Below are 23,512 nucleotides of genomic sequence, written 5' to 3'. Positions count from 1 at the left end.
TAAGCGAACCTCATTTTGACTGATTTTGCTGCGCGACTAAAAAAAGTTGCATCAAACCCCGAAGTATTTAAGCAGTTTGGACGCGGTGTTGAGCGAGAAACTTTGCGCTATCGTCAGGATGGACATCTAGCAACAACACCTCATCCAGAGGGGTTAGGCTCAGCGTTCACAAACCAATGGATCACGACTGATTTTTCTGAATCATTGTTAGAGTTCATTACTCCTGTGTCACATGAAATTCCAGAACTGATGGCACAACTGAAAGATATCCATCACTTCACGCAGACAAAAATGGGTGAAGAAAAGATGTGGCCTCTTTCTATGCCATGTTATGTTGGCTCGGAAGAGGATATTCAGCTTGCTCAGTACGGCTCTTCGAATGCAGCAAAAATGAAAACCCTGTACCGAGAAGGCCTAAAACGCCGTTATGGCAGCCTGATGCAAATCATCTCAGGTGTGCATTTTAACTTCTCGTTCCCTGAGATATTTTGGGATGCGCTATACGGCGAGCAAGATGAACAAGCCCGCCAAGATGCTAAGTCTGATGCCTACTTTGCGCTGATCCGTAACTATTACCGTTTTGGTTGGATGATTCCGTATTTCTTCGGTGCATCGCCAGCGTTATGCGGCTCTTTTATTCAAGGTCGTGAAACCGATCTGCCATTCGAAAAAATTGGCGGCACTTTGTATTTGCCGAAATCGACGTCTTTGCGTTTGAGCGATCTGGGCTACACCAATAGTGCGCAAAGTGTGCTGAAAATTGGCTTTAACAGCATTGATCAGTATCTGGATGGTTTGAGCGATGCGATTCGTCACCCATCAGAAGAGTTTGCGAAAATAGGCGTCAAAGTGGACGGTGAATACCGCCAGCTTAATTCCAATATTTTACAAATTGAGAACGAGCTATACGCTCCAATTCGTCCGAAACGCGTGTCGAAAAGTGGTGAGAAGCCTTCAGATGCGTTACGACGCGGTGGGGTTGAGTACATTGAAGTTCGCTCTCTAGACGTTAACCCATTCAGCGCAGTGGGGTTGGATGAAGAGCAAGTACGATTCCTTGATCTCTTCCTGACTTGGGCGGCCTTGTCAGACTCGGATCCAATGGACAACTGTGAATTAGAGTGTTGGCGCGACAACTGGAACAAAGTCATTGTTTCTGGTCGTGAAAAAGGGCTAATGCTGCAAATTGGTTGCCAAGGTGAACGTCTATCTCTGCAAGATTGGGCGCATCGCGTGTTTGTCGAGCTGCGTCAGATAGCACAGCAAATGGATATGGCTGCTGGTGGCAGTGCATACCAAGATGTGTGTAATAAACTCGAGACATGGATTGATAACCCAGAACTAACGATTTCAGGTCAACTATTAGAGCTGACGAAAGAGCTTGGTGGGTTAGGTAAAGTCGGCTGTGCGCTTGGCATGAAGTACCGCGAGGAAAATCTAGCTCACGGTTATCAGTACTACTCGCAAGATACGATGGAAACGGAAGTGGCGTCGTCAGTAGAAAAGCAAAAGCAAGCGGAACAAAGTGACACGCTATCTTTTGATGATTTTTTGGAAGATTACTTTGCTTATCTGAAGCAGTAGTGAATAGGTAAAGGTTGGGTGGGATTGAACATTAAACCGTTAGTAGTATCGGTACTCGGAAGCATGTTACTTGCAGGTTGTGCCACGGCACCGCCAAAGCAGCAGAATAATTTATGTGAGATATTTAGAGAGAAATCCGGCTGGTATGATGATGCCAAAGATATGGAAGAAAAGTGGGGAACTCCCATTCATGTCGCTATGGCTATTATTAAACAAGAAAGCAGCTTTCGGCACGATGCGAAACCACCCAAAGACTATTTATTGGGATTTATCCCTTGGGGACGAGTCAGCAGTGCGTATGGTTACGCTCAAGCTCAAGATCCTGCTTGGGAAGATTTCCAAGATGCGACGGGTCAGGGCGGTTCTCGTACCAACTTTGATGATTCAATGATGTTTGTCGGTTGGTATACTCACGAAACGAGGCGCCAACTAGGGATTTCGTTATGGGACCCATACAGTCAATATCTGGCTTATCATGAAGGTCGAGGTGGGTACAAGCGAGGTACTTATAAGCGAAAGCCCAGTTTGCTCAAAGTCGCTCGACGTGTTGAACAAACTGCAAAAACTTATGGCTGGCAGCTGAAGCAATGTCGTCAGGAATTAGAAGACAACAGCAGCTGGTTCTTTTAACCCACAGCCTGTTTATGTGCTGAAGGGATGAATGACATTTATCCAGTACCGAGAGGTATTGGAGTTACAATCAGGAGAGATGTAATGCCTTTACTCGATAGTTTTACCGTGGACCACACTCGCATGAATGCACCAGCAGTGCGAGTGGCGAAGACCATGCAGACCCCAAAAGGGGACACGATTACTGTCTTCGATTTACGCTTTACCGCGCCAAACAAAGACATCCTTTCTGAAAAAGGTATTCATACGCTAGAGCACCTTTATGCAGGCTTTATGCGCAATCATCTTAACAGCGATTCTGTTGAGATCATCGATATTTCGCCTATGGGTTGCCGCACGGGCTTTTACATGAGTCTGATTGGCACTCCATCAGAGCAGCAAGTAGCGGATGCTTGGATTGCGGCCATGGAAGACGTACTAAAGGTAGAAAGCCAGAACAAGATCCCTGAACTCAACGAATACCAATGTGGCACGGCAGCGATGCACTCTTTAGAAGAAGCACAACAGATCGCCAAGAGCATTTTGGATGCTGGTGTATCGGTGAACAAAAATGATGAACTTGCTTTGCCTGAATCGATGCTAAAAGAGCTGCGCATCGACTAGTTGCTAAAAAACTTATCAAGAAGCATATTTATCCAAAACTAAAAAGAGCCTGACATGATCAGGCTCTTTTCTTTTTATTTCTTATCGTGAGTTGTAGATAGGGGCTATTTTTTCTTTTTAGGATAAACACGAACGAGCTTGATACGGTTTTCTTCAATCTCAACAAGCTCCATTGGATGACCAGCCACTCTCACGCTTAAATGGCTCTCTGGAATATCTTCCAGGTGCTCCAAAATAAGACCGTTTAACGTTCTTGGGCCATCCGTTGGTAAGTCCCATTTCAGGCCTTTGTTGATATCTCGGATATTGGTGCTGCCTTCAATGAGGAAGCTTCCGTCACCTTGAGGACTGATTTCATCAGAAAGGCTTGGAGAAATCGAGGTCGTGAATTCGCCAATGATTTCTTCCAGAATATCTTCCAATGTCACCAAGCCAATAATGTCGCCATACTCATCAACAATCAGACCAATACGCTGTTTGTTGCGTTGGAACTTTAACATTTGCACGTTCAGTGGCGTACCTTCCGGGATGTAATAGACTTCATCCGCAGCACGTAATAGCGTCTCTTTATTGAACTCGTTTTTTTCCAGCATCAGGCGGTAAGCTTCACGCAGGCGCAGCATGCCAACCACTTCATCAATTTGGTCACGATAAAAAACAATGCGTCCATGTGGTGAGTGGGTAAGCTGACGAACGATGGATTTCCAGTCATCATTAATATCGATACCGGTAATCTCATTGCGTGGCACCATGATGTCGTTCACAGTGACGTGCTCAAGATCCAAAATAGATACCAACATGTCTTGGTGTCGGCGAGGGATCAATCCGCCAGCTTCGTTTACTACGGTACGCAGCTCATCGGAACTAAGATGGTCTTCTACTGAGTGATCGGCTTTTACGCCAAGTAAACGAATAAAGCCATTCGTAATAAAGTTAACGAGCATCACCAAAGGCGATAGTAACTTCATCAATATGGTCAGTAGGATACTGCTCGCGTAAGACACGCGTTCAGGGTACAGCGCTGCAATTGTTTTTGGGGTAACTTCAGCAAAAACCAATACAACCATAGTCAGTGCACCGGTTGCGATAGCGACACCTAAATCACCATACAAACGCATACCAATAATGGTCGCGATGGCGGACGCGAGAATATTAACGAGGTTGTTGCCGATAAGAATAAGACCAATCAAACGATCTGGACGGTCTAATAGCCTTTCGACTCGCTTAGCGCCTTTATGCCCATTTTTGGCTAAGTGCTTTAAGCGATAACGGTTCAGAGACATCATCCCTGTTTCTGAGCCGGAAAAGTAACCTGATATGACGATAAGACACGCGAGTAGCGCAAACAAGATACCCGTAGAGATGTCGTCCAAAACGTTGCTGTTCCTTGTAAGTATTGGGTTATATAACGGTTGAGTAAGTCCGTTAAGTCAAAGGGTTAAGGCGTACTGTATTTTATCTAGCCTAAAATATAAAGGATAGGAGCCCTAGAGCTCCTTAATTCAAGATGATTTCTTTCACAAAGCGACTGCCAAAATACGCCAGAGTTAACAGCGTTGCCCCTGCGACAGCGAACCAAGTAACTTTTCTACCACGCCAACCTTTTTGATAATGACCCCAAAGCAGTATTGAGTACACAACCCAAGCGATGAAAGAAAGAATGCCTTTATGCGCTTTACCTTGAGCAAACATATCCTGCACAAAGACAAAGCCAGTAATGAGCGTGCCAGTTAACAATAAATTACCGATCAAAATAATTTTGAATAGCTGACGCTCTACCATTAATAAAGGCGGCAGGTTTGGGTTAATCGCCAAAGATTTTTTTGTTTTCAGTTTGTGATCTAACCAAGCCAGCTGAAGTGCGTAGAGTGCACCGATAGTTAAAGTTGCGTATGAGAACAAGGCAAAAGAAATGTGAATGAGTAGCTTAGGGTCATTCTCTAGGTGCTTGATAAACGTGCTTGGCAAAAATGTGGCAGCAGATAAATTGATGGCAGCAAAGCTATAAACGACAGGCAATAAAAACCACAACCGATTTTTCAACATAGCAAGGCTCATGACCAGAGAAATAATAAAACTGATCAAAGAGGCTACGTTAAGAATACTAAGGTTTTGACCTGCACCATCAAAAATCAGATCACTCAAAATCCACGCATGAAAAACAAGCGCACAGGCAGCACTAGCAAACACTGTTTTTGCTTTGATTCCTGACTGCTGTGAGAGTCCGGGTATGATGGTCGCAATCGCCAAAACATAAAGTATGGCGGCCGCGATGGCTATTAAGCTATCCATGAATCCTAAATATTATTGTGCACAATGAGGAAATTATACCTTGCATTACACTTTGGGGCTACGTTATATCCGACATCAATCGTGAGAGATGAGATATTGAAATTAATAAGTTACCGCACCATATAGAAATAGAGACAAGAATAGAGCAGCGGTACGGGTATGACTCAGACCTTGGCTAATGTATACTCACACTAATTAATCGCCATTTTAGCGAAGAGACAAAGATGTTTGAGAATTTAACGGATCGATTATCCAAAACGCTGAAAAATATCAGTGGCAAAGGTCGTCTGACCGAAGACAACATTAAAGAGACCCTACGTGAAGTACGAATGGCCTTACTTGAAGCTGACGTTGCGCTTCCGGTTGTTCGTGAATTTGTTAACCGCGTTAAAGAAAAAGCGGTAGGTGTAGAAGTTTCTAAATCTCTGACTCCTGGTCAGGAATTTATCAAGATCGTTCAAACAGAACTTGAAGCCGTAATGGGTGAGTCGAATGAGGCGCTAAACCTTGCCGCTCAACCACCTGCTGTGCTTCTTATGGCGGGTCTACAAGGTGCGGGTAAAACCACATCGGTAGGTAAGCTATCTAAGCTTTTAAAAGAACGTGACAAGAAGAAAGTCTTGGTTGTGTCTGCCGACGTTTACCGCCCTGCTGCAATCAAGCAGCTTGAAACACTGGCATCAGACATCGGTGTTGACTTCTTCCCATCATCACCAGACCAGAAGCCTATTGATATCGCCAATGCAGCGATTGACCATGCGAAGAAAAAATTCTACGACGTATTGATTGTCGATACCGCAGGTCGCTTGGCGATTGATGAAGAGATGATGGGGGAGATCAAAGATCTTCACGCAGCTATCAACCCAGTAGAAACGCTATTTGTTGTTGACGCTATGACGGGTCAAGACGCAGCAAATACAGCAAAAGCCTTTGGCGATGCGCTACCTCTTACTGGTGTGGTTCTAACTAAGGTTGATGGTGATGCTCGTGGTGGTGCGGCACTGTCAGTACGCCATGTAACGGGCAAGCCAATCAAATTCTTGGGTGTCGGTGAAAAAACTGACGCGCTAGAACCGTTCCATCCAGATCGTGTTGCTTCACGTATTCTTGGTATGGGTGACGTTCTGTCTTTAATTGAAGACCTACAACGCAACGTTGACCAAGAAAAAGCAGAAAAGCTGGCGAAGAAGTTCAAAGAGAAGAAAGGTTTCGACCTTGAAGATTTCCGTGAACAGCTAGGCCAGATGCAAAACATGGGCGGCATGATGGGCATGATGGATAAGCTTCCTGGCATGTCTCAGCTACCAGACAATGTGAAAGACAAAGTCGATGACAAGATGTTCAAGCAGATGGAAGCGATCATCAGCTCCATGACAATGAAAGAACGTCAACGCCCAGAGATTATCAAAGGCTCACGCAAGAAACGTATTGCGGCTGGTTCTGGTGTGCAGGTTCAAGACGTAAACCGCTTACTAAAACAGTTCACCCAAATGCAGAAGATGATGAAAAAGATGCAAAAAGGTGGCATGAAAGGCATGATGCGCAACATGCAAGGTATGATGGGCGGCATGGGTGGAGGCGGTGGCTTCAACCCATTTGGTCGTTAATTAATCGATCACGCATAGATTCAGGGTGTCAGGTACGTCACAAACTTTAAATTCAATTTATGTTGGTGAAAAAGTAACTAAACTCCTTGCATTGCTCCGGGAGAAGAGTAAAATTCCGGAGCTTTATTTTGGCACGAGACCCCAAACTATTTAATTTCTTGAATGGTTTTTGGGGTTAATTTTATTTTTGAGAAAGCAAAGAGGACGACATGGTAACCATTCGTTTGGCACGTCACGGCGCTAAAAAGCGTCCATTTTATCAAATCGTAGTAGCGGACAGCCGCAACGCTGCAACTGGCCGTTTCATCGAGAAAGTTGGTTTCTTTAACCCAACTGCTAAAGGTCAAGAAGAAGGTCTACGTCTAGACCTAGACCGCGTTAACCACTGGGTTGGTCAAGGCGCGTCAGTATCTGACCGTGTTGCTAAGCTAGTTAAAGACGCTCAAAAAGCGGCTTAATTTTTTACTTGAAAAGTAGAAACTAGTTTATGTCGATGAAAGGTAAAGAAACAATGAGCAACGAAAAGATTGTTGTAGGCAAGTTTGGTGCTACTTACGGCATTCGAGGTTGGCTTAAGGTTTTTTCCTACACAGACAATGCTGAAAGCATTTTCGATTACAGCCCTTGGTACATTAACCAAAAGGGTAAGTGGGTTGAGTACAAAGTAGAAAGCTGGAAGCGCCATAACAAAGGTATGGTGGCTAAGCTGGAAGGCATGGATGTTCGTGAAGACGCGCATCTAATGACGAACTTTGAAATTGCTATTGACCCTGCGGTACTTCCTGAATTGTCAGAAGATGAGTTCTACTGGCGCGAATTGTTTGGGATGCAAGTTGTAACCACTAAAGGTTACGATCTAGGTGTCGTTACTGACATGCTAGAAACTGGCTCAAACGATGTTCTGGTTGTTAAAGCAAATCTTAAAGATGCTTTCGGGCAGAAGGAACGATTAATCCCGTTCCTTGAAGAGCAAGTGATCATTAATGTTGATCGCGAAGCTCAACGGATCGAAGTTGACTGGGATCCTGGATTCTAATCTCCAAAATTACAGAGCGAGATAAACATGTGGGTTGGCGTTATTAGCCTTTTTCCAGAAATGTTCCGTTCTGTTACTGATTTTGGAGTAACAGGTCAAGCGGTTAAAAAAGGTCTTTTGTCGATTGAGACTTGGAATCCTAGAGATTTCACTCACGACAAACATCGCACAGTCGATGACCGACCTTACGGTGGTGGCCCTGGTATGTTAATGATGGTTCAGCCTTTGCGCGATGCCATTCATACCGCGAAAGCAGCCTCACCGGGCAAGACGAAAGTCATCTACCTTTCTCCTCAAGGTCGCAAGCTCGACCAGAAAGGAGTAGAAGAACTGGCAACAAATGAGAACTTGCTTCTGATTTGTGGTCGTTACGAAGGGATAGATGAGCGCATCATTCAATCTGAAGTCGACGAAGAATGGTCGATTGGTGATTTTGTGATGACGGGTGGTGAGATACCAGCCATGACGTTAATCGATTCTGTCTCTCGGTTTGTTCCGGGTGTACTAGGGGATTTCGCGTCAGCAGAAGAAGACTCTTTTGCAAATGGCTTGTTAGATTGCCCTCACTATACGCGTCCAGAAGTATTGGATGACAAAGAGGTACCAGCGGTACTGATGTCAGGCAATCACAAGGACATTCGTGAATGGCGACTAAAACAGTCGCTGGGCCGAACTTGGCTTAGAAGACCAGAGCTCCTGGAAAACCTAGCTCTGACTGACGAACAGGAACAATTACTTGCTGAGTTCATTAGTGAACATAACGCAAAGTAACCTAATTTATTTAGTATCAGTTTATTCTAGGAATTTAAAAAATGAGTAACATCATCAAAGCTCTTGAAGAAGAGCAAATGAAATCAGACCTACCTAAATTTGCACCAGGTGACACTGTTGTAGTTCAAGTTAAGGTAAAAGAAGGTGACCGTGAGCGTCTACAGGCTTTCGAAGGCGTTGTAATCGCAATCCGTAACCGTGGTCTACACTCTGCTTTCACTGTACGTAAAATCTCTAACGGTGAAGGTGTTGAGCGTACGTTCCAAACACACTCTCCAATCGTTGATAGCATCGAAGTTAAACGCCGTGGTGCAGTACGTCGTGCCAAGTTGTACTACCTACGTGAGCGTTCTGGTAAGTCTGCTCGTATCAAAGAGAAACTTGCTAAGAAGTAATGCTATAACTAGCGTTCTCATCTTAAACGGAGTCCTTTTAGGGCTCCGTTTTTTTATTTGTGTAATTAGCTTGCTCGTTTCTTTTCACCCGACCTGTACTGTCGATGCTCATGCACTGGCATACTCTCCATGATTCCGCCTTGCTCGAATAAAAATAGCTTTGCTAGATCATCAAAATAGTCAGAGTTGAAAAGAGGGGGAATGAATACCGATTGCAGACCGCAATGGTTAAAATTCATCATTCTGGATAGCGACGAAGTAGCGGGATTCAGAATCTACTAGTCGAGAGCATTAGTGTTTAAGTTGTTAGCTTCATCCTTGCTGTGAGTAGATTCCTGATGTCGCTATGGCTCCTCGGAATGACGGGAAATGATGGCCAAAGATTACAGGGCACCGCGGTTAAAATTCATCATTCTGGATAGCGAAGAAGTAGCGGGATTCAGAATCTACTAGCCGAAAGCACTAGTGTTTAAGTAGTCAACTTCAGAAGTGTCCTTGCTGTGAGTGGATTCCTGATGTCGCTATGGCTCCTCGGAATGACGGAAAATGATTGTCAAAGATTACGGAGTACTACGGTTAAAACTCGTCATTCTGAATAGCGACGAAGGAGCGTGATTCAGAATCTACTGGTCGAGAATGCAATTGTTTAAGTTGTTAGCTTCATCCTTGCTATGAGTAGATTCTTAATGTCGCTATGGCTCCTCGGAATGATGGCAAATGATGACCAAAGATTACAGGGCTCCGCGGTTAAAATTCGTCATTCTGGACAGCGACGAAGGAGCGTGATTCAGATTCCCCAAGAAGGAACCTAGGATATTCCTTTACCCTAGGTCTCAATTTAATACTGATCTTCAGACCAGCCATCACTGTCGGACATATCGGGGGCGCCTGGGATGGTGTTTTCTTCATCTGCCCATTCACCAAAATCAATCATTTGGCATTGTTTACTGCAGAAAGGGCGATGAGGACTTTGTTCTCCCCATTCTACGTCGGCGCCACATTGTGGGCATTGAACGATGGTAATTTTAGACATAGTTGAGCGTCCCATTACTAATTGGTGTTAAAGGGTAGTATACCTAAATGAATTCAAGATGGCTTATTCAACGCGCTATTGCTGCTACGAAATTTTATCCAATATAAGCGCAATAAAGCGTTGAATTTTAGATTGTGGGGGTGAGGCTTAGTACCGTCTTAGCTGCACACAGCAAGTTCAAACTCAATATCTTGTGTGCACGCTTGACCGTTTTCAAACGACATAAACTTGATCGCAAAGCGGTTTTTATGGCCAGAAATCATAGGATAAACGCCATATTCCATTGGGATGTGAAGTCTTAGAATATTAGCTTCATCAGCGTCACTTTGGAAGAAACCCGCACGACCGATTTGAGCTTTAAAATGTCCGGTCTCTCTAGTGAGTTTTAACCATAATGAAAGCGCATCAGACAAGGGCCTTAAGCTTGCTTGCCACTGCTGCGCATCATGCTTCTTACGTTCAATGGGTAGGTGAAGCCAGTAATGTAACGCTGGCAAATCAAAACAGCATGAACCACCCGGTAGATTAAAGCGTTGGCGGATAGAGCTTAGGAAGCGATCTTCTTTTAGTGCTTGACCAAAACGCTCTGCACCCATCAGTTGGCTATGAACGACATCTATCTCTTGTAGTAGGGTATTTAATGCGTCTTGATCGACGCCATCAACATTTAGCCAATGGCGGTACGACAGTCGTTGTTTCTCTAAATCTTTGGCCAGTTCACTTTTCAGCTGGATCTGTTCGAAGATTTCAACCATATCGAATAACGCACGAAAAAACAGTTGGTACTGGTGATTTTCGCTAAACCCAGAGGCCAAGTGAGCCTGACGCAGCAGAGACTCCACTCTTAGATAAATACGAGTTTTCTCATTTAACGGATGTTCAAATTTGTGCGTGGTCATCGACATAAGCCTTTGTGAGTTTCGTTCCTATTTTCGCAGATTTTTCTTACACATGGCTAGGTACTTTTCGTGCAAATCTGTGATTTGAAGCAAAAGATCTGGGTCACTTGGATTATTCTTAACCACATCGTCTGCAAGCGCGAGTCTTTGCTCTCTTGATGCTTGAGAGGCAAGGATGGCGCGAGCTTGTTCTTCACTCACATTGTCTCGTTTCATCGTGCGAGATATCTGTGTATTCGGTTCTACATCGACGACAAGAACTCGATCACACAAACTGTCTAGCTTGTTTTCTACGAGCAACGGCACCACAAGTAACGCATACTCTGAGGTGACTTGCTGCAAATCTTCGATCATCTTTTCACGAATTATCGGGTGCAACAGTGCGTTGAGCCATGCTTTTTCATCTGAGTTTGAAAAGATTTTCTCTCTCAGCTTTGCGCGATCTAAAGTTTGGTCTTCACGAACGATATCGTGACCAAAATGTTCAATAATCGCGTTTAGGCCGGGAGTGCCTGGCTCGACAACTTCTCTTGCTACAATGTCGGCATCGACGATATCGATTTTAAATTGTTGTTTGAACAGATTCGCGACGGTTGTTTTACCGCTAGCGATACCACCTGTTAAACCAATAACCAAAGCCATTTACACTCCTAGAACTGAAGTAAAGTACCAGTTTAAAATCTGGTCGCCCCAAATTAAGCTTATCCAACCAGCAATTGCTAAGTAAGGACCGAAAGGAAAAGCTTTTTCAATTCCCTGTTTTTGCAAGCGTAGTTGAATGATGCCAAATGCGATGCCAACCACAGAAGAAAGTAGAATGATCATCGGCAGTGACTGCCAGCCCAGCCAAGCCCCTAGTGCTGCTAGTAGTTTAAAATCACCATATCCCATTCCTTCTTTACCAGTAAGTAGCTTAAAGCCCCAGTAAACGGACCAGAGACATAGGTAACCAGCAATAGCACCAATGACAGAATCTTGTAGAGTAACAGGACTTATTTCGACTAGTGCTAAGGCAATGCCAGCCCAAGTTAATGGTAATGTTAATTGGTCAGGTAACAACATAGTATCGAGATCGATAAATGTTGCGGCGATTAAGATAAAAGTGAAAAAGAGTAGGGCAACGGTAAAGTAACTAAAACCAAAGTGGTAAGCGACAAAGCCTGAGCAGAACGCAGTGAGCAGTTCAATCAGTGGATAGCGTGCGCTAATGGTTGTCTGACAGTTGTGGCATTTGCCTTTTAAAAGCAGCCAGCTAATCACAGGAATGTTGTCTCGAACACGTATCGGCGTTGCGCACTTCTGACAGGAGGAGCGTGGGACGCTCAACGTCAGCACTTCTTTAGGAGGTTCTATTTTGTATTCAGGAAATGACTCGGCACATTCGCGTCGCCATTCTAGTTCCATGATTTTAGGTAGTCGATAAATAACCACATTGAGGAAGCTACCCACGATAAGACCGAAGATGGTGGCAAACACAACGAATAGCCAAGGGTAGTACTGGAATACTTCCATATTTGTCTCTTGAGCGATGAGTGAAATCAGCAAGATGCTGTTTTAAAGGAGTTAACAGCTCATTCTAGCCCAATACACTCATTAAGTTAAAGATTGGCAAGTACATTGCTGTCACTAATCCGCCAACAACGATGCCTAAAAAAACGATAATTAGCGGCTCTAGAATTTTACTAAGGTTGTCGACGGTGTTATCGACTTCAAACTCGTAGATCGTTGCAACTTTATTGAGCATATCGTCAAGTCGACCAGACTCTTCACCGATCATGACCATTTGCAATACCAACTCAGGGAACACATTACAGTTGCGCATGGCTACATACATTGGCATACCTGCGGCGGTATCACGGTAAACTTCTTCTATGGCGAGTTGATAGTGTAAGTTTCCTGAGGTTTTTGATGTGGTTTTTAAACTGGTTAGAATTGGAATGCCTGCTGTAAAGCTCGTGGCGAGTGTTCGACTAAATTTGGCGATAGCGGCTTTTGATAATACGGGCCCGAGGACAGGAAATTTAAGCACAGAGCGATTGAGCATTAAGCGAAAAGAATCTGAACGCTTAGAGAGGATTCTCGCTGAGATAAATAGACTGATAGAGCCTAGTGCTATAAATGGGCTCCAGTTTTGTGTCCAGGCGGAAAGATCTAACACTTGCCTGGTAAACCACGGTAAGTCAGCACCAAAACCAACAAACATTTTTTCAAACTCGGGAATGACTTTGGTGAGCATGATAAACGACACGCCTAACGCTACTAGCACTACCATGGCTGGGTAAATCAGTGCTTTGATCACTTTCGCACGAAGCTGCTCATTTTTTTCTCGGTAGGTGGCTAAGCGCTCGAACACTTCCGCTAAGTTACCGGATTGCTCACCTGTTGCGATAAGGTCGGTATAGAGTGGGTCAAAGTGTTCACTTGCAGTGCGCATGGCTTTTGACATGGGTGTTCCCGCTTCGACGGCGCGTGTCACGCTCATCAAAATGGATTTCATCTCTGCTTTTTTATGGTTTTCTGAGACCAATTTTAAAGCCTGAACTAAGGGCACACCGGTTATCAACATCGTCGAAATCTGACGGGTAAACACAGTGATGTCTCTGCCTTTCACGCGATGGCTGAGTTTAGTGAGAAACGAGATACTGCTTTTCTTTAACTTCTTGATCTTGATGTGCTGTGCGTCTAGACGCTCGCGTACTTCAATTTCCGTCATCGCGAGGGTTTGTCCAGATGTCTTTTTGCCTGAACTGTTGATGCCTTTCCAGCGGAAGTTTTTAAGTTGTGGTGTAGTGCTTTTCATAGAGGTGATTGCTGATTAAAGGATTAAAAATAAAGTACGCGCTGTAGTTCACTAAAACTTGTGATCCCTTGTTTGAGTTTTTCTATGCCCGACATTTGTAACGTGCTCATACCATTTGCGATGGCGAGTTTTTCTAGTTCATGTACCGAGGCACCTTTAATAAGCGCTTCGGAAAGAAATTCATCAAAGCGCATCACTTCATAAATCCCCGTTCGGCCGGAATAACCATGGGTACACTCATTGCATCCATCGGGATTGGCTTTAAAAATGTTGTCGCTTGCTTGAATTCCGAGATGTTGTAGCTGAACGGTAAGCTCTTGTGATTGTTTGCAGTGCGAGCACAGTTTACGGGCTAAGCGCTGGGCAATAATCAAACTAAGAGAGGAGGCCAAGTTAAAGCTTTCTACGCCCATGTTTGATAAACGAATCACCGTTTCAGCTGCAGAATTGGTATGTAAGGTTGAAAGTACTAAGTGACCGGTTTGCGATGCTTTTATGGCGATTTCGGCGGTATCTAAATCACGAATCTCACCGACCATTACTACATCGGGGTCTTGACGTAAGAAAGAGCGCAGGGCTTCGGCAAAACCAAAACCAATCTTAGGCTGAACTTGAACTTGGTTAATGCCCGATAAGTTAATTTCTACTGGGTCTTCTGCCGTGGAAATGTTGATTTCTGGTTTATTGAGAATACTCAGCCCAGTGTACAGAGAAACGGTTTTCCCGCTCCCAGTTGGGCCTGTCATCAGAATCATGCCTTGTGGGCGACGCAGCGCATCCAAGTACAATTGTTTTTGTTGTTCGCTATAACCAAGCTTGTCGATATCCAGTGACGCAGAGCTGCTGTCGAGCAGTCGTAATACAATTTTCTCTCCGAATAGAGTCGGTAGCGTGGATACACGCATATCAATCGCGGTGTCGTGATTCAACTTGAGCTTAATACGCCCATCTTGTGGTAAACGTCGCTCTGCAATATCAAGCTTAGAGAGGATTTTGATACGAGCGGATAAGCGGCGACTTAAGTGGCTTGGTGGCTGCTGTGTTTCAATTAAGATGCCATCACAGCGTAGGCGAACGCGGTACATCTTTTCATAAGGTTCAAAGTGGATATCGGATGCGCCTTTGCGCACAGCGTCCAACAGAATTTGGTTTATGTAACGGCTAACAGGAGATTCGTCTTGGCTCAAGTCTTCAATGTTGTCGATTTCATCTGCGCCCACGTCAACCAGATTGGCTAACTCTTCTTGGTTGATCTCTTTTAACCCGGACTTCTCATGACTCAATGAGCGACCATATAAGCGTCGAATTGCCGCGCTGAGTTGACGAAAATCCGCCAGCACCAGTTCAATCTGTAACCCAGTGGCAAAGCGGAAATCATCTTCTGCTTGTTGGTTGGTGGGGTCGGCAACGGCTAATAACAACGTTGAAGGCGTACGCTGGAGTGGGAGTGCGTTATGTCGAGTGATTAATTCACGTAGACCGAGTTGTTGACAAAGCGAAGCGTACTCATACTGAGATAACTCGGGCTGACTTAAGCCAAAAATAGAACTTAAGTGCTCGGCCAGTTCGCTTGACGTGAAGAATCCAGAACTGAGTAAAGCTTCCGGCATCGAGATGCCAGAAGCTTTGACTTGCTCAAGTAACGATTCTTCTTGGGAAAACGTCAGAAATCCTTTTTGACGAAGAATTGTTGAGAGGTTGGTTTGCATGAATTATTCAGGACAGTAATCAGATTGGCTATTACCATTAGAATCTTGACATGAGCCCGTCCACTCAATACCACTAGTCGTGTAGTTAGACGCCATAGTATACTGTTCTCCACTAGCAATCGGTCCTTTTACTGCTACAGCTTTTGCAATGACATTTACGCCTGATGATCCAGCAACTGCTTCAATAGAGATATCATTTAGGTTGTTAATTTTTGAAGGTACACCATTACTACCAGATAAGCAGTTCGTTTTAAAAGTAGCTGCGTTTGATGCATTTTCATGTGCACACAACTCAACGGCTAGCTTCATCGCAGAAGCTGCTTTTGGGAACTCTGCCAGCGTCGCTTTTTTTGTGTAGTTTTGATAAGCAGGCACAGCAAATGCGGCCAAAATACCAATAATCGCGACGACAATCATTAATTCAATCAAGGTAAAACCTTGCTGTTTTTTCTGTTTACTGTTTTTCATTTTTAACCCTTTCCTAAAAATTAATAATGCTCTTGCATTAGCGAAAGATTATGGAGAGTTAAGGTGGGTTGAAAATGGGGAAGAGATGGGCTCTCGAGTGAGATAAAACTCTTTGGTAGAAAGTTGCATATTGCATGCAGAGTTTTGCGAGTAGTACTATTTTTTTTAATGGATAAAAAGAAAGGGCCTATTGGCCCTTTTTAATGATGAATTACTCACAACTCACTGAGTTAGTTGAAGTAATTTAGATTGTGTTGCTTTTATTATTTGAAGCGCATCGAAAGATCCATCGCTTTTAGATGCTTAGTCAACGCGCCTACCGAAATGTAATCGACACCGGTTTCTGCGTATTCTGCGATGGTCTCTAGCGTAATGTTGCCGGAGTTTTCTAAAGCGGCACGACCTGCGTTAATCGCTACGGCTTCACGCATCATTTCTTTCGTGAAGTTATCTAGCATGATGATGTCGGCACCAGCCTCTATCGCCTGTTTCAACTCTTCTAAGCTTTCCGTTTCCACTTCTACCGGTTTGCCTGGGTTAAGCTCTTTCGCTTTTTGGATCGCTTGAGTAATACCGCCACAAGCAATGATGTGGTTTTCTTTAATAAGGTAAGCATCGAACACGCCGATGCGATGGTTAAAGCCACCACCACACGTCACGGCGTATTTTAGTGCGCTACGCAGGCCAGGAATGGTTTTGCGTGTGTCTAGTAGACGACACTCAGTATGCGCGATTTTTTCAGCGTACTCTGCGGTAACTGTTGCGCAGCCAGACAGCGTTTGGATGAAGTTCATTGCGTTACGCTCACCTGTCAACAAATCACGAGCTGGGCCTGTCAGCGTACAAAGGGTTTGGTTAGGTTTGACCTTATCGCCGTCCTTTACGTGCCATTCAATGCTGACCTTACCACCGAGCTGTTTAAAAACTTCATCAGCCCATGCTTGACCACAGAACACACCATGCTCGCGAGTAATAATCGTTGCGGTATTAACCGCATTGGCAGGGATCAAAGATGCAGTAATGTCGTTATCTGCGTCGACACTGCCACCTAGATCTTCTTTTAAGGTATCAGCGACAGAGCGAGTGATCTCTAAAGGGAGTTGTTGTTTAAGGTATTCTAGGCGTTCTTGAATGTTGTGTGTGTTCTTCATCGCAAATCTTGTCTTGAAAGGGAGATGGCAACGAATGATACTCTCCGGTGTCAATAATTTCAGCAGTTAATTTGCAAAGTAGAGAGGTTGATATGTGCCCAATTATCGAGAATGGCTGGCTGACACAGGCAAAGCATGTTCCGTCACCATTTTTTGATGCCCGCTCTGATATAAACGACATCTCTTTGCTGGTGGTACACAACATCAGTTTGCCTCCTGGGCAGTTTGGTGGACCATATATAGAGGACTTCTTCACTGGCAAGCTAGACCCAAACGCACATCCATTTTTTGAAGTTATTCACAAAATGGGCGTTTCTGCACATTGCTTGATTAAGAGAAACGGCGAGGTTGTTCAATTTGTTTCTTTTCTCGATAGAGCATGGCATGCCGGTCAATCCAGTTTCGCGGGCAGGGAGCGTTGTAATGACTATTCCATTGGTATCGAGCTTGAAGGGACAGAATTTACTGCCTACACAGAAGCGCAATATCAATCACTTGCAGAGATCACTGAGGTGATTATGCAGTCTTATCCCCACATCACCCTGCCACGAATTACCGGTCATCAATATATTGCGCCCTTGAGAAAAAGCGATCCTGGTCTAAGCTTTGATTGGGTGAAATATAGACAGCTTATACAGCGTTGATTTGTAGCGAAAGTGTAAATTCAAAAAAGCGAAATAAATAAGGCATACGATCAGGTATGCCTTTTTTTGATACCAGAAATATTAATGATTGTTAAAAGTTAACTACATTTTTACGCTCGTATACGCCGTTTTGGTGAAGAAATAGACTGATAATTTTGTCATTTTCTGTATTTCTTTTCCAAAATTGCTAGCACGTCGACTTCCCATTTGTATGCTTTATGTAATTGGTCATACCAATTCTATTGCTGTTTTAACAGTCGATTGTTATCAGAGTGTTGGAAGTAAGCTCGTTCTATGATTTAGGTCAATTTTCGGCTGGACAGTGGCGTTTTAATTATGTTAATTTCTGCACCAACTTAAAATTGGTATTACCAATTACCTGCAAGAGTAGAAGAACAATAAATTATGGCTTATCAAAGGATTCGTCAGCCAAAACTCTCTGATGTTATCGAACAAGAGTTAGAAAGGTTGATAGTGGAAGGAACATTGTCTCCGGGGCAACAACTGCCTCCAGAGCGTGAACTGGCAAGACAGTTCGATGTGTCTCGTCCTTCAGTCCGAGAAGCCATTCAACGCTTAGAAGCGAAGCGTTTGTTAACTCGTCGCCAAGGTGGCGGAACATTCGTAAGTGAGAATATCTGGAAGAGCTTTTCAGATCCCTTGTTGAATTTGTTGTCTAGTCATTCTGAAACCCAGCTTGATGTGCTTGAGTCTCGTCATGCAATGGAAGGAATTTCAGCTTACTTTGCAGCTTTACGTGGTACCGAAGAAGATTTTGCGCGTATTCAAGGTTGCCTTGAACGCATTAGCCAAGAGCAAGCAAACAACGATATCGAAGCTGAATCTGCGGAAGTGATGCAATTTTTAATCGCTTTGACCGAAGCCGCGCACAACGTGGTTTTGTTGCACATTGTTCGAAGCTTAGCACCTTTGCTTGAACAAAATATTCTACAAAATTTTAAATTACTACGTCGCCGCCCAGAAGCGGTCGAGAAAGTCAGTAAACACCGAGCCAATATCGTGGATGCGATTGTTTCTGGTCAGCCTGAAAAGGCGCGAGAAATGTCCCACTCGCACTTGGCTTACATCGAAGAAACATTGTTGGATTTGACTCGAGAAGAGTCTCGACGAGAGCGTTCTCTACGTCGAATTCAGCAGGGTAATGACTCGTAAGAGCGTTACTTAAATAAGTAGATCCAACCAACAGAAGGATAGATCGCCATGTCTGATATGAAGCATGACGTAGATGCACTGGAAACTCAAGAATGGCTACAAGCGCTTGAGTCAGTTGTACGTGAAGAAGGTCTAGAGCGTGCTCAATTCCTATTAGAGCAAGTTCTAGATAAAGCACGTCTAGACGGTGTTGATATGCCAACAGGTATCACAACTAACTACATCAACACGATTCCTGCAGACCAAGAACCAGCATACCCAGGTGACACAACACTTGAGCGTCGTATTCGCTCAATTATTCGTTGGAACGCTATCATGATCGTTCTACGTGCATCTAAGAAAGACCTAGAGCTAGGCGGCCACATGGCGTCTTTCCAGTCTTCTGCTGCGTTCTACGAGACATGTTTCAACCACTTCTTCCGTGCGCCAAACGAGAAGGACGGTGGCGACCTAGTTTACTACCAAGGTCACATTTCACCAGGTATCTACTCACGTGCATTCGTTGAAGGTCGTCTAACTGAAGAGCAGCTAGACAACTTCCGTCAAGAAGTAGACGGCAAAGGTATTCCTTCATACCCGCACCCTAAACTGATGCCTGAATTCTGGCAGTTCCCGACAGTATCGATGGGCCTAGGTCCAATCGCTTCTATCTACCAAGCTCGTTTCCTTAAGTACCTAGAAGGCCGTGGTCTTAAAGATACTTCAGAGCAGCGCGTTTACGCGTTCCTAGGTGACGGTGAGATGGATGAGCCAGAATCACGTGGTGCTATCTCTTTCGCTGCGCGTGAGAAACTAGACAACCTATGTTTCCTAATCAACTGTAACCTACAGCGTCTAGATGGCCCTGTAATGGGTAACGGTAAGATCATTCAAGAACTTGAAGGTCTGTTCAAAGGTGCTGGTTGGAACGTAGTGAAAGTAATCTGGGGTAACAACTGGGATTCACTACTAGCTAAAGATACTTCTGGTAAGCTTCTACAGCTTATGAACGAAACGATCGATGGCGACTACCAAACATTCAAATCAAAAGATGGCGCGTACGTACGTGAGCACTTCTTTGGTAAGTACCCAGAGACAGCGGCACTTGTTGCTGACATGACTGATGACGAAATCTTCGCACTTAAGCGTGGTGGTCACGAGTCTTCTAAGCTATACGCGGCATACAAAAACGCGGCAGAAACTAAAGGTCGTCCAACAGTAATCCTAGCTAAGACTGTTAAAGGTTACGGCATGGGTGAAGCGGCTGAAGGTAAGAACATCGCGCACCAAGTTAAGAAGATGGACATGACTCACGTACTACACCTACGTGATCGTCTAGGTCTTCAAGACATCCTAACTGACGAAGCTGTGAAAGAACTTCCGTACCTGAAACTTGAAGAAGGTTCAAAAGAGTACGAATACCTACACGCTCGTCGTAAAGCGCTACACGGCTACACACCACAGCGTCTACCAAAATTCACTCAAGAATTCATCGTTCCTGAGCTAGAAGAATTCAAGCCACTACTAGAAGAACAGAAGCGTGATATCTCTTCTACTATGGCATTCGTACGTGCACTAAACGTTCTACTTAAGAACAAGAACATTGGTAAGAACATCGTTCCTATCATTGCTGACGAAGCGCGTACATTCGGTATGGAAGGTCTGTTCCGTCAAATCGGTATCTACAACCCGCACGGCCAAACTTACACACCAGAAGACCGTGGCGTTGTTTCTTACTACAAAGAAGCGACTTCAGGTCAGGTTCTACAAGAAGGTATCAACGAGCTAGGCGCTATGTCTTCATGGGTTGCTGCTGCGACTTCGTACTCGACAAACGACCTACCAATGATCCCGTTCTACATCTACTACTCAATGTTCGGCTTCCAACGTGTTGGCGACATGGCGTGGATGGCTGGTGACCAACAAGCACGTGGTTTCCTACTAGGTGCAACTGCGGGTCGTACAACGTTGAACGGTGAAGGTCTACAGCACGAAGACGGCCACTCGCACATTTTGGCGGGTACGGTTCCTAACTGTATTTCTTACGACCCAACATTCGCGTACGAAGTAGCAGTAATCATGCAAGACGGTATCCGTCGCATGTACGGTCCAGAACAAGAAAACGTGTTCTACTACCTAACGCTAATGAACGAAAACTACGCAATGCCAGCAATGCCAGAAGGCGCTGAAGAAGGCATCCGTAAAGGTATCTACAAGCTAGAAACTTACACGGGCGACAAAGCGAAAGTTCAGCTAATGAGCTCTGGTACTATCATGAATGAAGTACGTAAAGCAGCTCAAATCCTAAGCGAAGATTACGGTGTTGCTTCTGATGTTTACTCTGTAACGTCATTCAACGAACTAACTCGCGATGGCCAAGATGCAGAGCGTTTCAACATGCTTCACCCAGAAGCGGAAGCGAAAGTACCTTACATCCAAACAGTAATGGGTACTGAGCCTGCTATCGCAGCAACTGACTACATGAAGAACTACGCAGAGCAGGTTCGTGCATACATTCCTGCTGAGTCTTTCAAAGTTCTTGGTACTGATGGCTTCGGTCGTTCAGACAGCCGTGAAAACCTACGTCGTCATTTCGAAGTGAACGCAGGTTACGTAGTAGTAGCAGCGCTAACTGAACTAGCGAAACGTGGCGAAGTTGAGAAATCTGTAGTTGCAGAAGCAATTAAGAAATTCGACATCGACACAGAGAAAACAAACCCGCTATACGCTTAATTAAGAAGGTAGATAAGAAATGGCAATCGAAATTAATGTACCAGACATCGGTGCGGATGAGGTTGAAGTTACTGAGATTCTTGTAAGCGTTGGCGACAAGGTTGAAGAAGAGCAGTCTCTGATCACAGTTGAAGGCGATAAAGCTTCTATGGAAGTTCCTGCTTCTCAAGCGGGTATCGTTAAAGAAATCAAAGTTGCAGAAGGCGACAAGGTTTCTACTGGTTCTCTAATCATGATTTTCGAAGCCGAGGGTGCAGCTGACGCTGCACCTGCTCCTGCGGCAGAAGCAGCTCCAGCAGCAGCTCCAGCTCCAGCAGCAGCGGCAGAACTAAAAGAAGTTCACGTACCAGACATCGGTGGTGATGAAGTAGAAGTTACTGAAATCATGGTTGCCGTTGGCGACAGCATCGAAGAAGAGCAATCTCTTCTAACTGTTGAAGGCGACAAAGCTTCTATGGAAGTTCCAGCGCCATTCGCAGGTACTCTAAAAGAGATCAAAGTTGCAGCAGGCGATAAAGTATCGACTGGCTCACTTATCATGGTATTCGAAACAGCAGGTTCAGGTGCTCCAGCAGCACCAGCGGCAGCTGAAGCTCCTGCGGCAGCAGCACCAGCAGCGTCTGCGGCAAAAGAAGTGAACGTTCCAGATATCGGCGGCGACGAAGTTGAAGTTACTGAGATCATGGTTGCCGTTGGCGACACAGTGGAAGAAGAGCAATCTCTAATCACTGTTGAAGGTGACAAAGCTTCTATGGAAGTTCCTGCACCATTTGCTGGTACGGTTAAAGAAATCAAGATTGCAGCTGGCGACAAAGTGTCTACTGGCTCACTAATCATGGTATTCGAAGTGGCGGGCGCAGCTCCAGCTCCTGCAGCGGCTCCAGCTCAAGCAGCAGCACCTGCGGCTCCGGCTCCTAAAGCAGAAGCTCCAGCGGCAGCAGCTCCAGCAGCGACTGGCGACTTCAAAGAAAACGATGAGTATGCTCACGCGTCTCCAGTTGTTCGTCGTCTAGCGCGTGAATTTGGTGTTAACCTATCTAAGGTTAAGGGTTCTGGTCGTAAGAGCCGTATCCTAAAAGAAGACGTTCAAGCTTACGTGAAAGATGCACTTAAGCGTCTTGAGTCTGGCGCAGGTGCAGCAGCATCTGGCAAAGGCGACGGCGCGGCTCTTGGTCTACTACCATGGCCAAAAGTGGACTTCAGCAAGTTTGGTGAGACAGAAGTTCAACCGCTATCTCGCATTAAGAAGATCTCTGGCGCAAACCTACACCGTAACTGGGTAATGATCCCGCACGTTACACAGTGGGATAACGCAGACATCACGGCTCTTGAAGCATTCCGTAAAGAGCAAAACGCGATTGAAGCGAAGAAAGACACTGGCATGAAGATCACGCCACTTGTGTTCATCATGAAAGCGGTAGCTAAAGCGCTTGAAGCGTTCCCTGCGTTCAACTCTTCTCTATCAGAAGACGGTGAGAGCCTAATTCTGAAGAAATACGTGAATGTTGGTATCGCGGTAGATACACCAAACGGTCTTGTTGTTCCGGTATTTAAAGACGTGAACAAGAAAGGCATCTACGAGCTATCTGAAGAGCTAATGGCTGTTTCTAAGAAAGCACGTGCAGGTAAGCTAACTGCGGCTGACATGCAAGGTGGCTGTTTCACTATCTCTAGCCTAGGCGGTATCGGCGGTACGGCGTTTACTCCAATCGTAAACGCGCCAGAAGTTGGTATCCTAGGTGTGTCTAAGTCAGAAATGAAACCGGTATGGAACGGTAAAGAGTTCGAACCGCGTCTACAACTTCCACTGTCTCTATCATACGACCACCGTGTGATCGATGGTGCTGAAGGTGCGCGCTTCATCACTTACCTAAACTCATGTCTATCTGACATTCGTCGTCTAGTTCTGTAATAGAAATTAGATGAATGAGAGGCGGCAACTTAGCCGCCTCTGCTAATCATAATTACCGACAATTTGGTTATCAGCCTTGCTTCGTTCAGGGTT

General features: G+C 44.8%; 22 protein-coding genes. 12 read left to right on the top strand and 10 right to left on the bottom strand.

The annotated features are described in order from the left end of the window. Positions 1–15: 15 nt before the first annotated feature. The 3 genes from gshA to luxS all read left to right on the top strand — a co-directional run bounded on the left by gshA (position 16) and on the right by luxS (position 2,817). A complete protein-coding gene (gene gshA / locus ACHFJ9_RS20085; protein WP_104970943.1) occupies positions 16–1,584 on the top strand; it encodes a glutamate--cysteine ligase in 1,569 nt (522 codons plus the stop codon). 63 nt (positions 1,585–1,647) lie between these two features. Continuing rightward, positions 1,648–2,214, top strand: coding sequence for a hypothetical protein (locus tag ACHFJ9_RS20080; protein WP_012841415.1), 567 nt, complete (start codon positions 1,648–1,650; stop codon positions 2,212–2,214). Positions 2,215–2,298: 84 nt separating this feature from the next. Beyond that, positions 2,299–2,817 (top strand): S-ribosylhomocysteine lyase, encoded by a 519-nt coding sequence (gene luxS, locus ACHFJ9_RS20075; RefSeq protein ID WP_005396698.1) that lies wholly within the window; start codon positions 2,299–2,301, stop codon positions 2,815–2,817. Positions 2,818–2,921: 104 nt separating this feature from the next. On the opposite strand, the gene ACHFJ9_RS20070 is transcribed toward luxS, so the two are convergent. Together ACHFJ9_RS20070 and ACHFJ9_RS20065 are read right to left on the bottom strand one after the other, a co-directional pair. Then, a complete protein-coding gene (locus ACHFJ9_RS20070) occupies positions 2,922–4,190 on the bottom strand; it encodes an HlyC/CorC family transporter (protein WP_005396696.1) in 1,269 nt (422 codons plus the stop codon). A 124-nt stretch (positions 4,191–4,314) separates the two neighbouring features. Beyond that, entirely contained in the window at positions 4,315–5,109 is a 795-nt protein-coding gene (locus ACHFJ9_RS20065; RefSeq protein ID WP_167426247.1) for an inner membrane protein YpjD, read from the bottom strand. Between the two features lie 224 nt (positions 5,110–5,333). On the opposite strand from ACHFJ9_RS20065, the gene ffh reads away from it, so the two are divergent. From ffh to rplS, 5 genes are all read left to right on the top strand, one after another. After that, positions 5,334–6,716, top strand: coding sequence for a signal recognition particle protein (gene ffh / locus ACHFJ9_RS20060; protein ID WP_005385423.1), 1,383 nt, complete (start codon positions 5,334–5,336; stop codon positions 6,714–6,716). Between the two features lie 209 nt (positions 6,717–6,925). Further along, positions 6,926–7,174 carry a 30S ribosomal protein S16 gene (gene rpsP, locus ACHFJ9_RS20055; RefSeq protein ID WP_005379962.1) on the top strand — a complete coding sequence of 83 codons (249 nt, stop codon included), beginning with the start codon at positions 6,926–6,928 and terminating at the stop codon, positions 7,172–7,174. A gap of 29 nt (positions 7,175–7,203) precedes the next feature. Then, positions 7,204–7,752, top strand: a complete 549-nt coding sequence (gene rimM, locus ACHFJ9_RS20050) for a ribosome maturation factor RimM (RefSeq protein ID WP_005379964.1) — start codon at positions 7,204–7,206, stop codon at positions 7,750–7,752. Between the two features lie 27 nt (positions 7,753–7,779). Further along, entirely contained in the window at positions 7,780–8,523 is a 744-nt protein-coding gene (trmD, locus tag ACHFJ9_RS20045) for a tRNA (guanosine(37)-N1)-methyltransferase TrmD (protein WP_395356098.1), read from the top strand. A gap of 41 nt (positions 8,524–8,564) precedes the next feature. Further along, positions 8,565–8,918: a 50S ribosomal protein L19 gene (rplS, locus tag ACHFJ9_RS20040; protein ID WP_005379971.1), complete on the top strand. Its 354-nt coding sequence runs from the start codon at positions 8,565–8,567 to the stop codon at positions 8,916–8,918. An 838-nt stretch (positions 8,919–9,756) separates the two neighbouring features. Here the strand turns inward: rplS and yacG are convergent. The 8 genes from yacG to nadC all read right to left on the bottom strand — a co-directional run bounded on the left by yacG (position 9,757) and on the right by nadC (position 16,978). Next, on the bottom strand, positions 9,757–9,951 hold the full coding sequence (gene yacG / locus ACHFJ9_RS20035) for a DNA gyrase inhibitor YacG (RefSeq protein WP_005396692.1): 195 nt from the start codon (positions 9,949–9,951) through the stop codon (positions 9,757–9,759). Positions 9,952–10,109: 158 nt separating this feature from the next. Continuing rightward, positions 10,110–10,850, bottom strand: a complete 741-nt coding sequence (gene zapD, locus ACHFJ9_RS20030; RefSeq protein ID WP_005396691.1) for a cell division protein ZapD — start codon at positions 10,848–10,850, stop codon at positions 10,110–10,112. 27 nt (positions 10,851–10,877) lie between these two features. Beyond that, positions 10,878–11,492, bottom strand: coding sequence for a dephospho-CoA kinase (gene coaE / locus ACHFJ9_RS20025; RefSeq protein ID WP_047008979.1), 615 nt, complete (start codon positions 11,490–11,492; stop codon positions 10,878–10,880). Beyond that, the gene (locus ACHFJ9_RS20020; protein WP_395356094.1) at positions 11,493–12,362 is read right to left on the bottom strand and encodes a prepilin peptidase; all 870 of its coding nucleotides are present in this window, start codon (positions 12,360–12,362) and stop codon (positions 11,493–11,495) included. It lies immediately after the preceding gene. Positions 12,363–12,426: 64 nt separating this feature from the next. Then, positions 12,427–13,650 (bottom strand): type II secretion system F family protein, encoded by a 1,224-nt coding sequence (locus ACHFJ9_RS20015; RefSeq protein ID WP_017635918.1) that lies wholly within the window; start codon positions 13,648–13,650, stop codon positions 12,427–12,429. Positions 13,651–13,673: 23 nt separating this feature from the next. Next, a complete protein-coding gene (gene pilB / locus ACHFJ9_RS20010; protein ID WP_395356092.1) occupies positions 13,674–15,359 on the bottom strand; it encodes a type IV-A pilus assembly ATPase PilB in 1,686 nt (561 codons plus the stop codon). Between the two features lie 3 nt (positions 15,360–15,362). Continuing rightward, positions 15,363–15,827: a prepilin-type N-terminal cleavage/methylation domain-containing protein gene (locus ACHFJ9_RS20005; RefSeq protein WP_395356090.1), complete on the bottom strand. Its 465-nt coding sequence runs from the start codon at positions 15,825–15,827 to the stop codon at positions 15,363–15,365. A gap of 263 nt (positions 15,828–16,090) precedes the next feature. Continuing rightward, entirely contained in the window at positions 16,091–16,978 is an 888-nt protein-coding gene (nadC, locus tag ACHFJ9_RS20000) for a carboxylating nicotinate-nucleotide diphosphorylase (protein ID WP_395356088.1), read from the bottom strand. 92 nt (positions 16,979–17,070) lie between these two features. Here nadC and ampD point away from each other — a divergent pair, with 92 nt between their 5' ends. From ampD to aceF, 4 genes are all read left to right on the top strand, one after another. After that, positions 17,071–17,622, top strand: coding sequence for a 1,6-anhydro-N-acetylmuramyl-L-alanine amidase AmpD (ampD, locus tag ACHFJ9_RS19995; protein ID WP_256954321.1), 552 nt, complete (start codon positions 17,071–17,073; stop codon positions 17,620–17,622). 405 nt (positions 17,623–18,027) lie between these two features. Beyond that, positions 18,028–18,795 (top strand): pyruvate dehydrogenase complex transcriptional repressor PdhR, encoded by a 768-nt coding sequence (pdhR, locus tag ACHFJ9_RS19990; RefSeq protein WP_005396680.1) that lies wholly within the window; start codon positions 18,028–18,030, stop codon positions 18,793–18,795. A 48-nt stretch (positions 18,796–18,843) separates the two neighbouring features. Then, on the top strand, positions 18,844–21,507 hold the full coding sequence (aceE, locus tag ACHFJ9_RS19985) for a pyruvate dehydrogenase (acetyl-transferring), homodimeric type (RefSeq protein ID WP_005396679.1): 2,664 nt from the start codon (positions 18,844–18,846) through the stop codon (positions 21,505–21,507). A gap of 19 nt (positions 21,508–21,526) precedes the next feature. Beyond that, positions 21,527–23,419, top strand: a complete 1,893-nt coding sequence (gene aceF, locus ACHFJ9_RS19980) for a pyruvate dehydrogenase complex dihydrolipoyllysine-residue acetyltransferase (protein WP_005396678.1) — start codon at positions 21,527–21,529, stop codon at positions 23,417–23,419. The last annotated feature ends 93 nt before the right edge of the window (positions 23,420–23,512 follow it).

This window comes from Vibrio sp. D3, from assembly GCF_043995865.1.
Lineage (GTDB): Bacteria > Pseudomonadota > Gammaproteobacteria > Enterobacterales > Vibrionaceae > Vibrio > Vibrio diabolicus.
The sequence above is the reverse complement of the archived record's forward strand: the minus strand, read 5'-3'. Positions and strand labels throughout refer to the sequence as shown.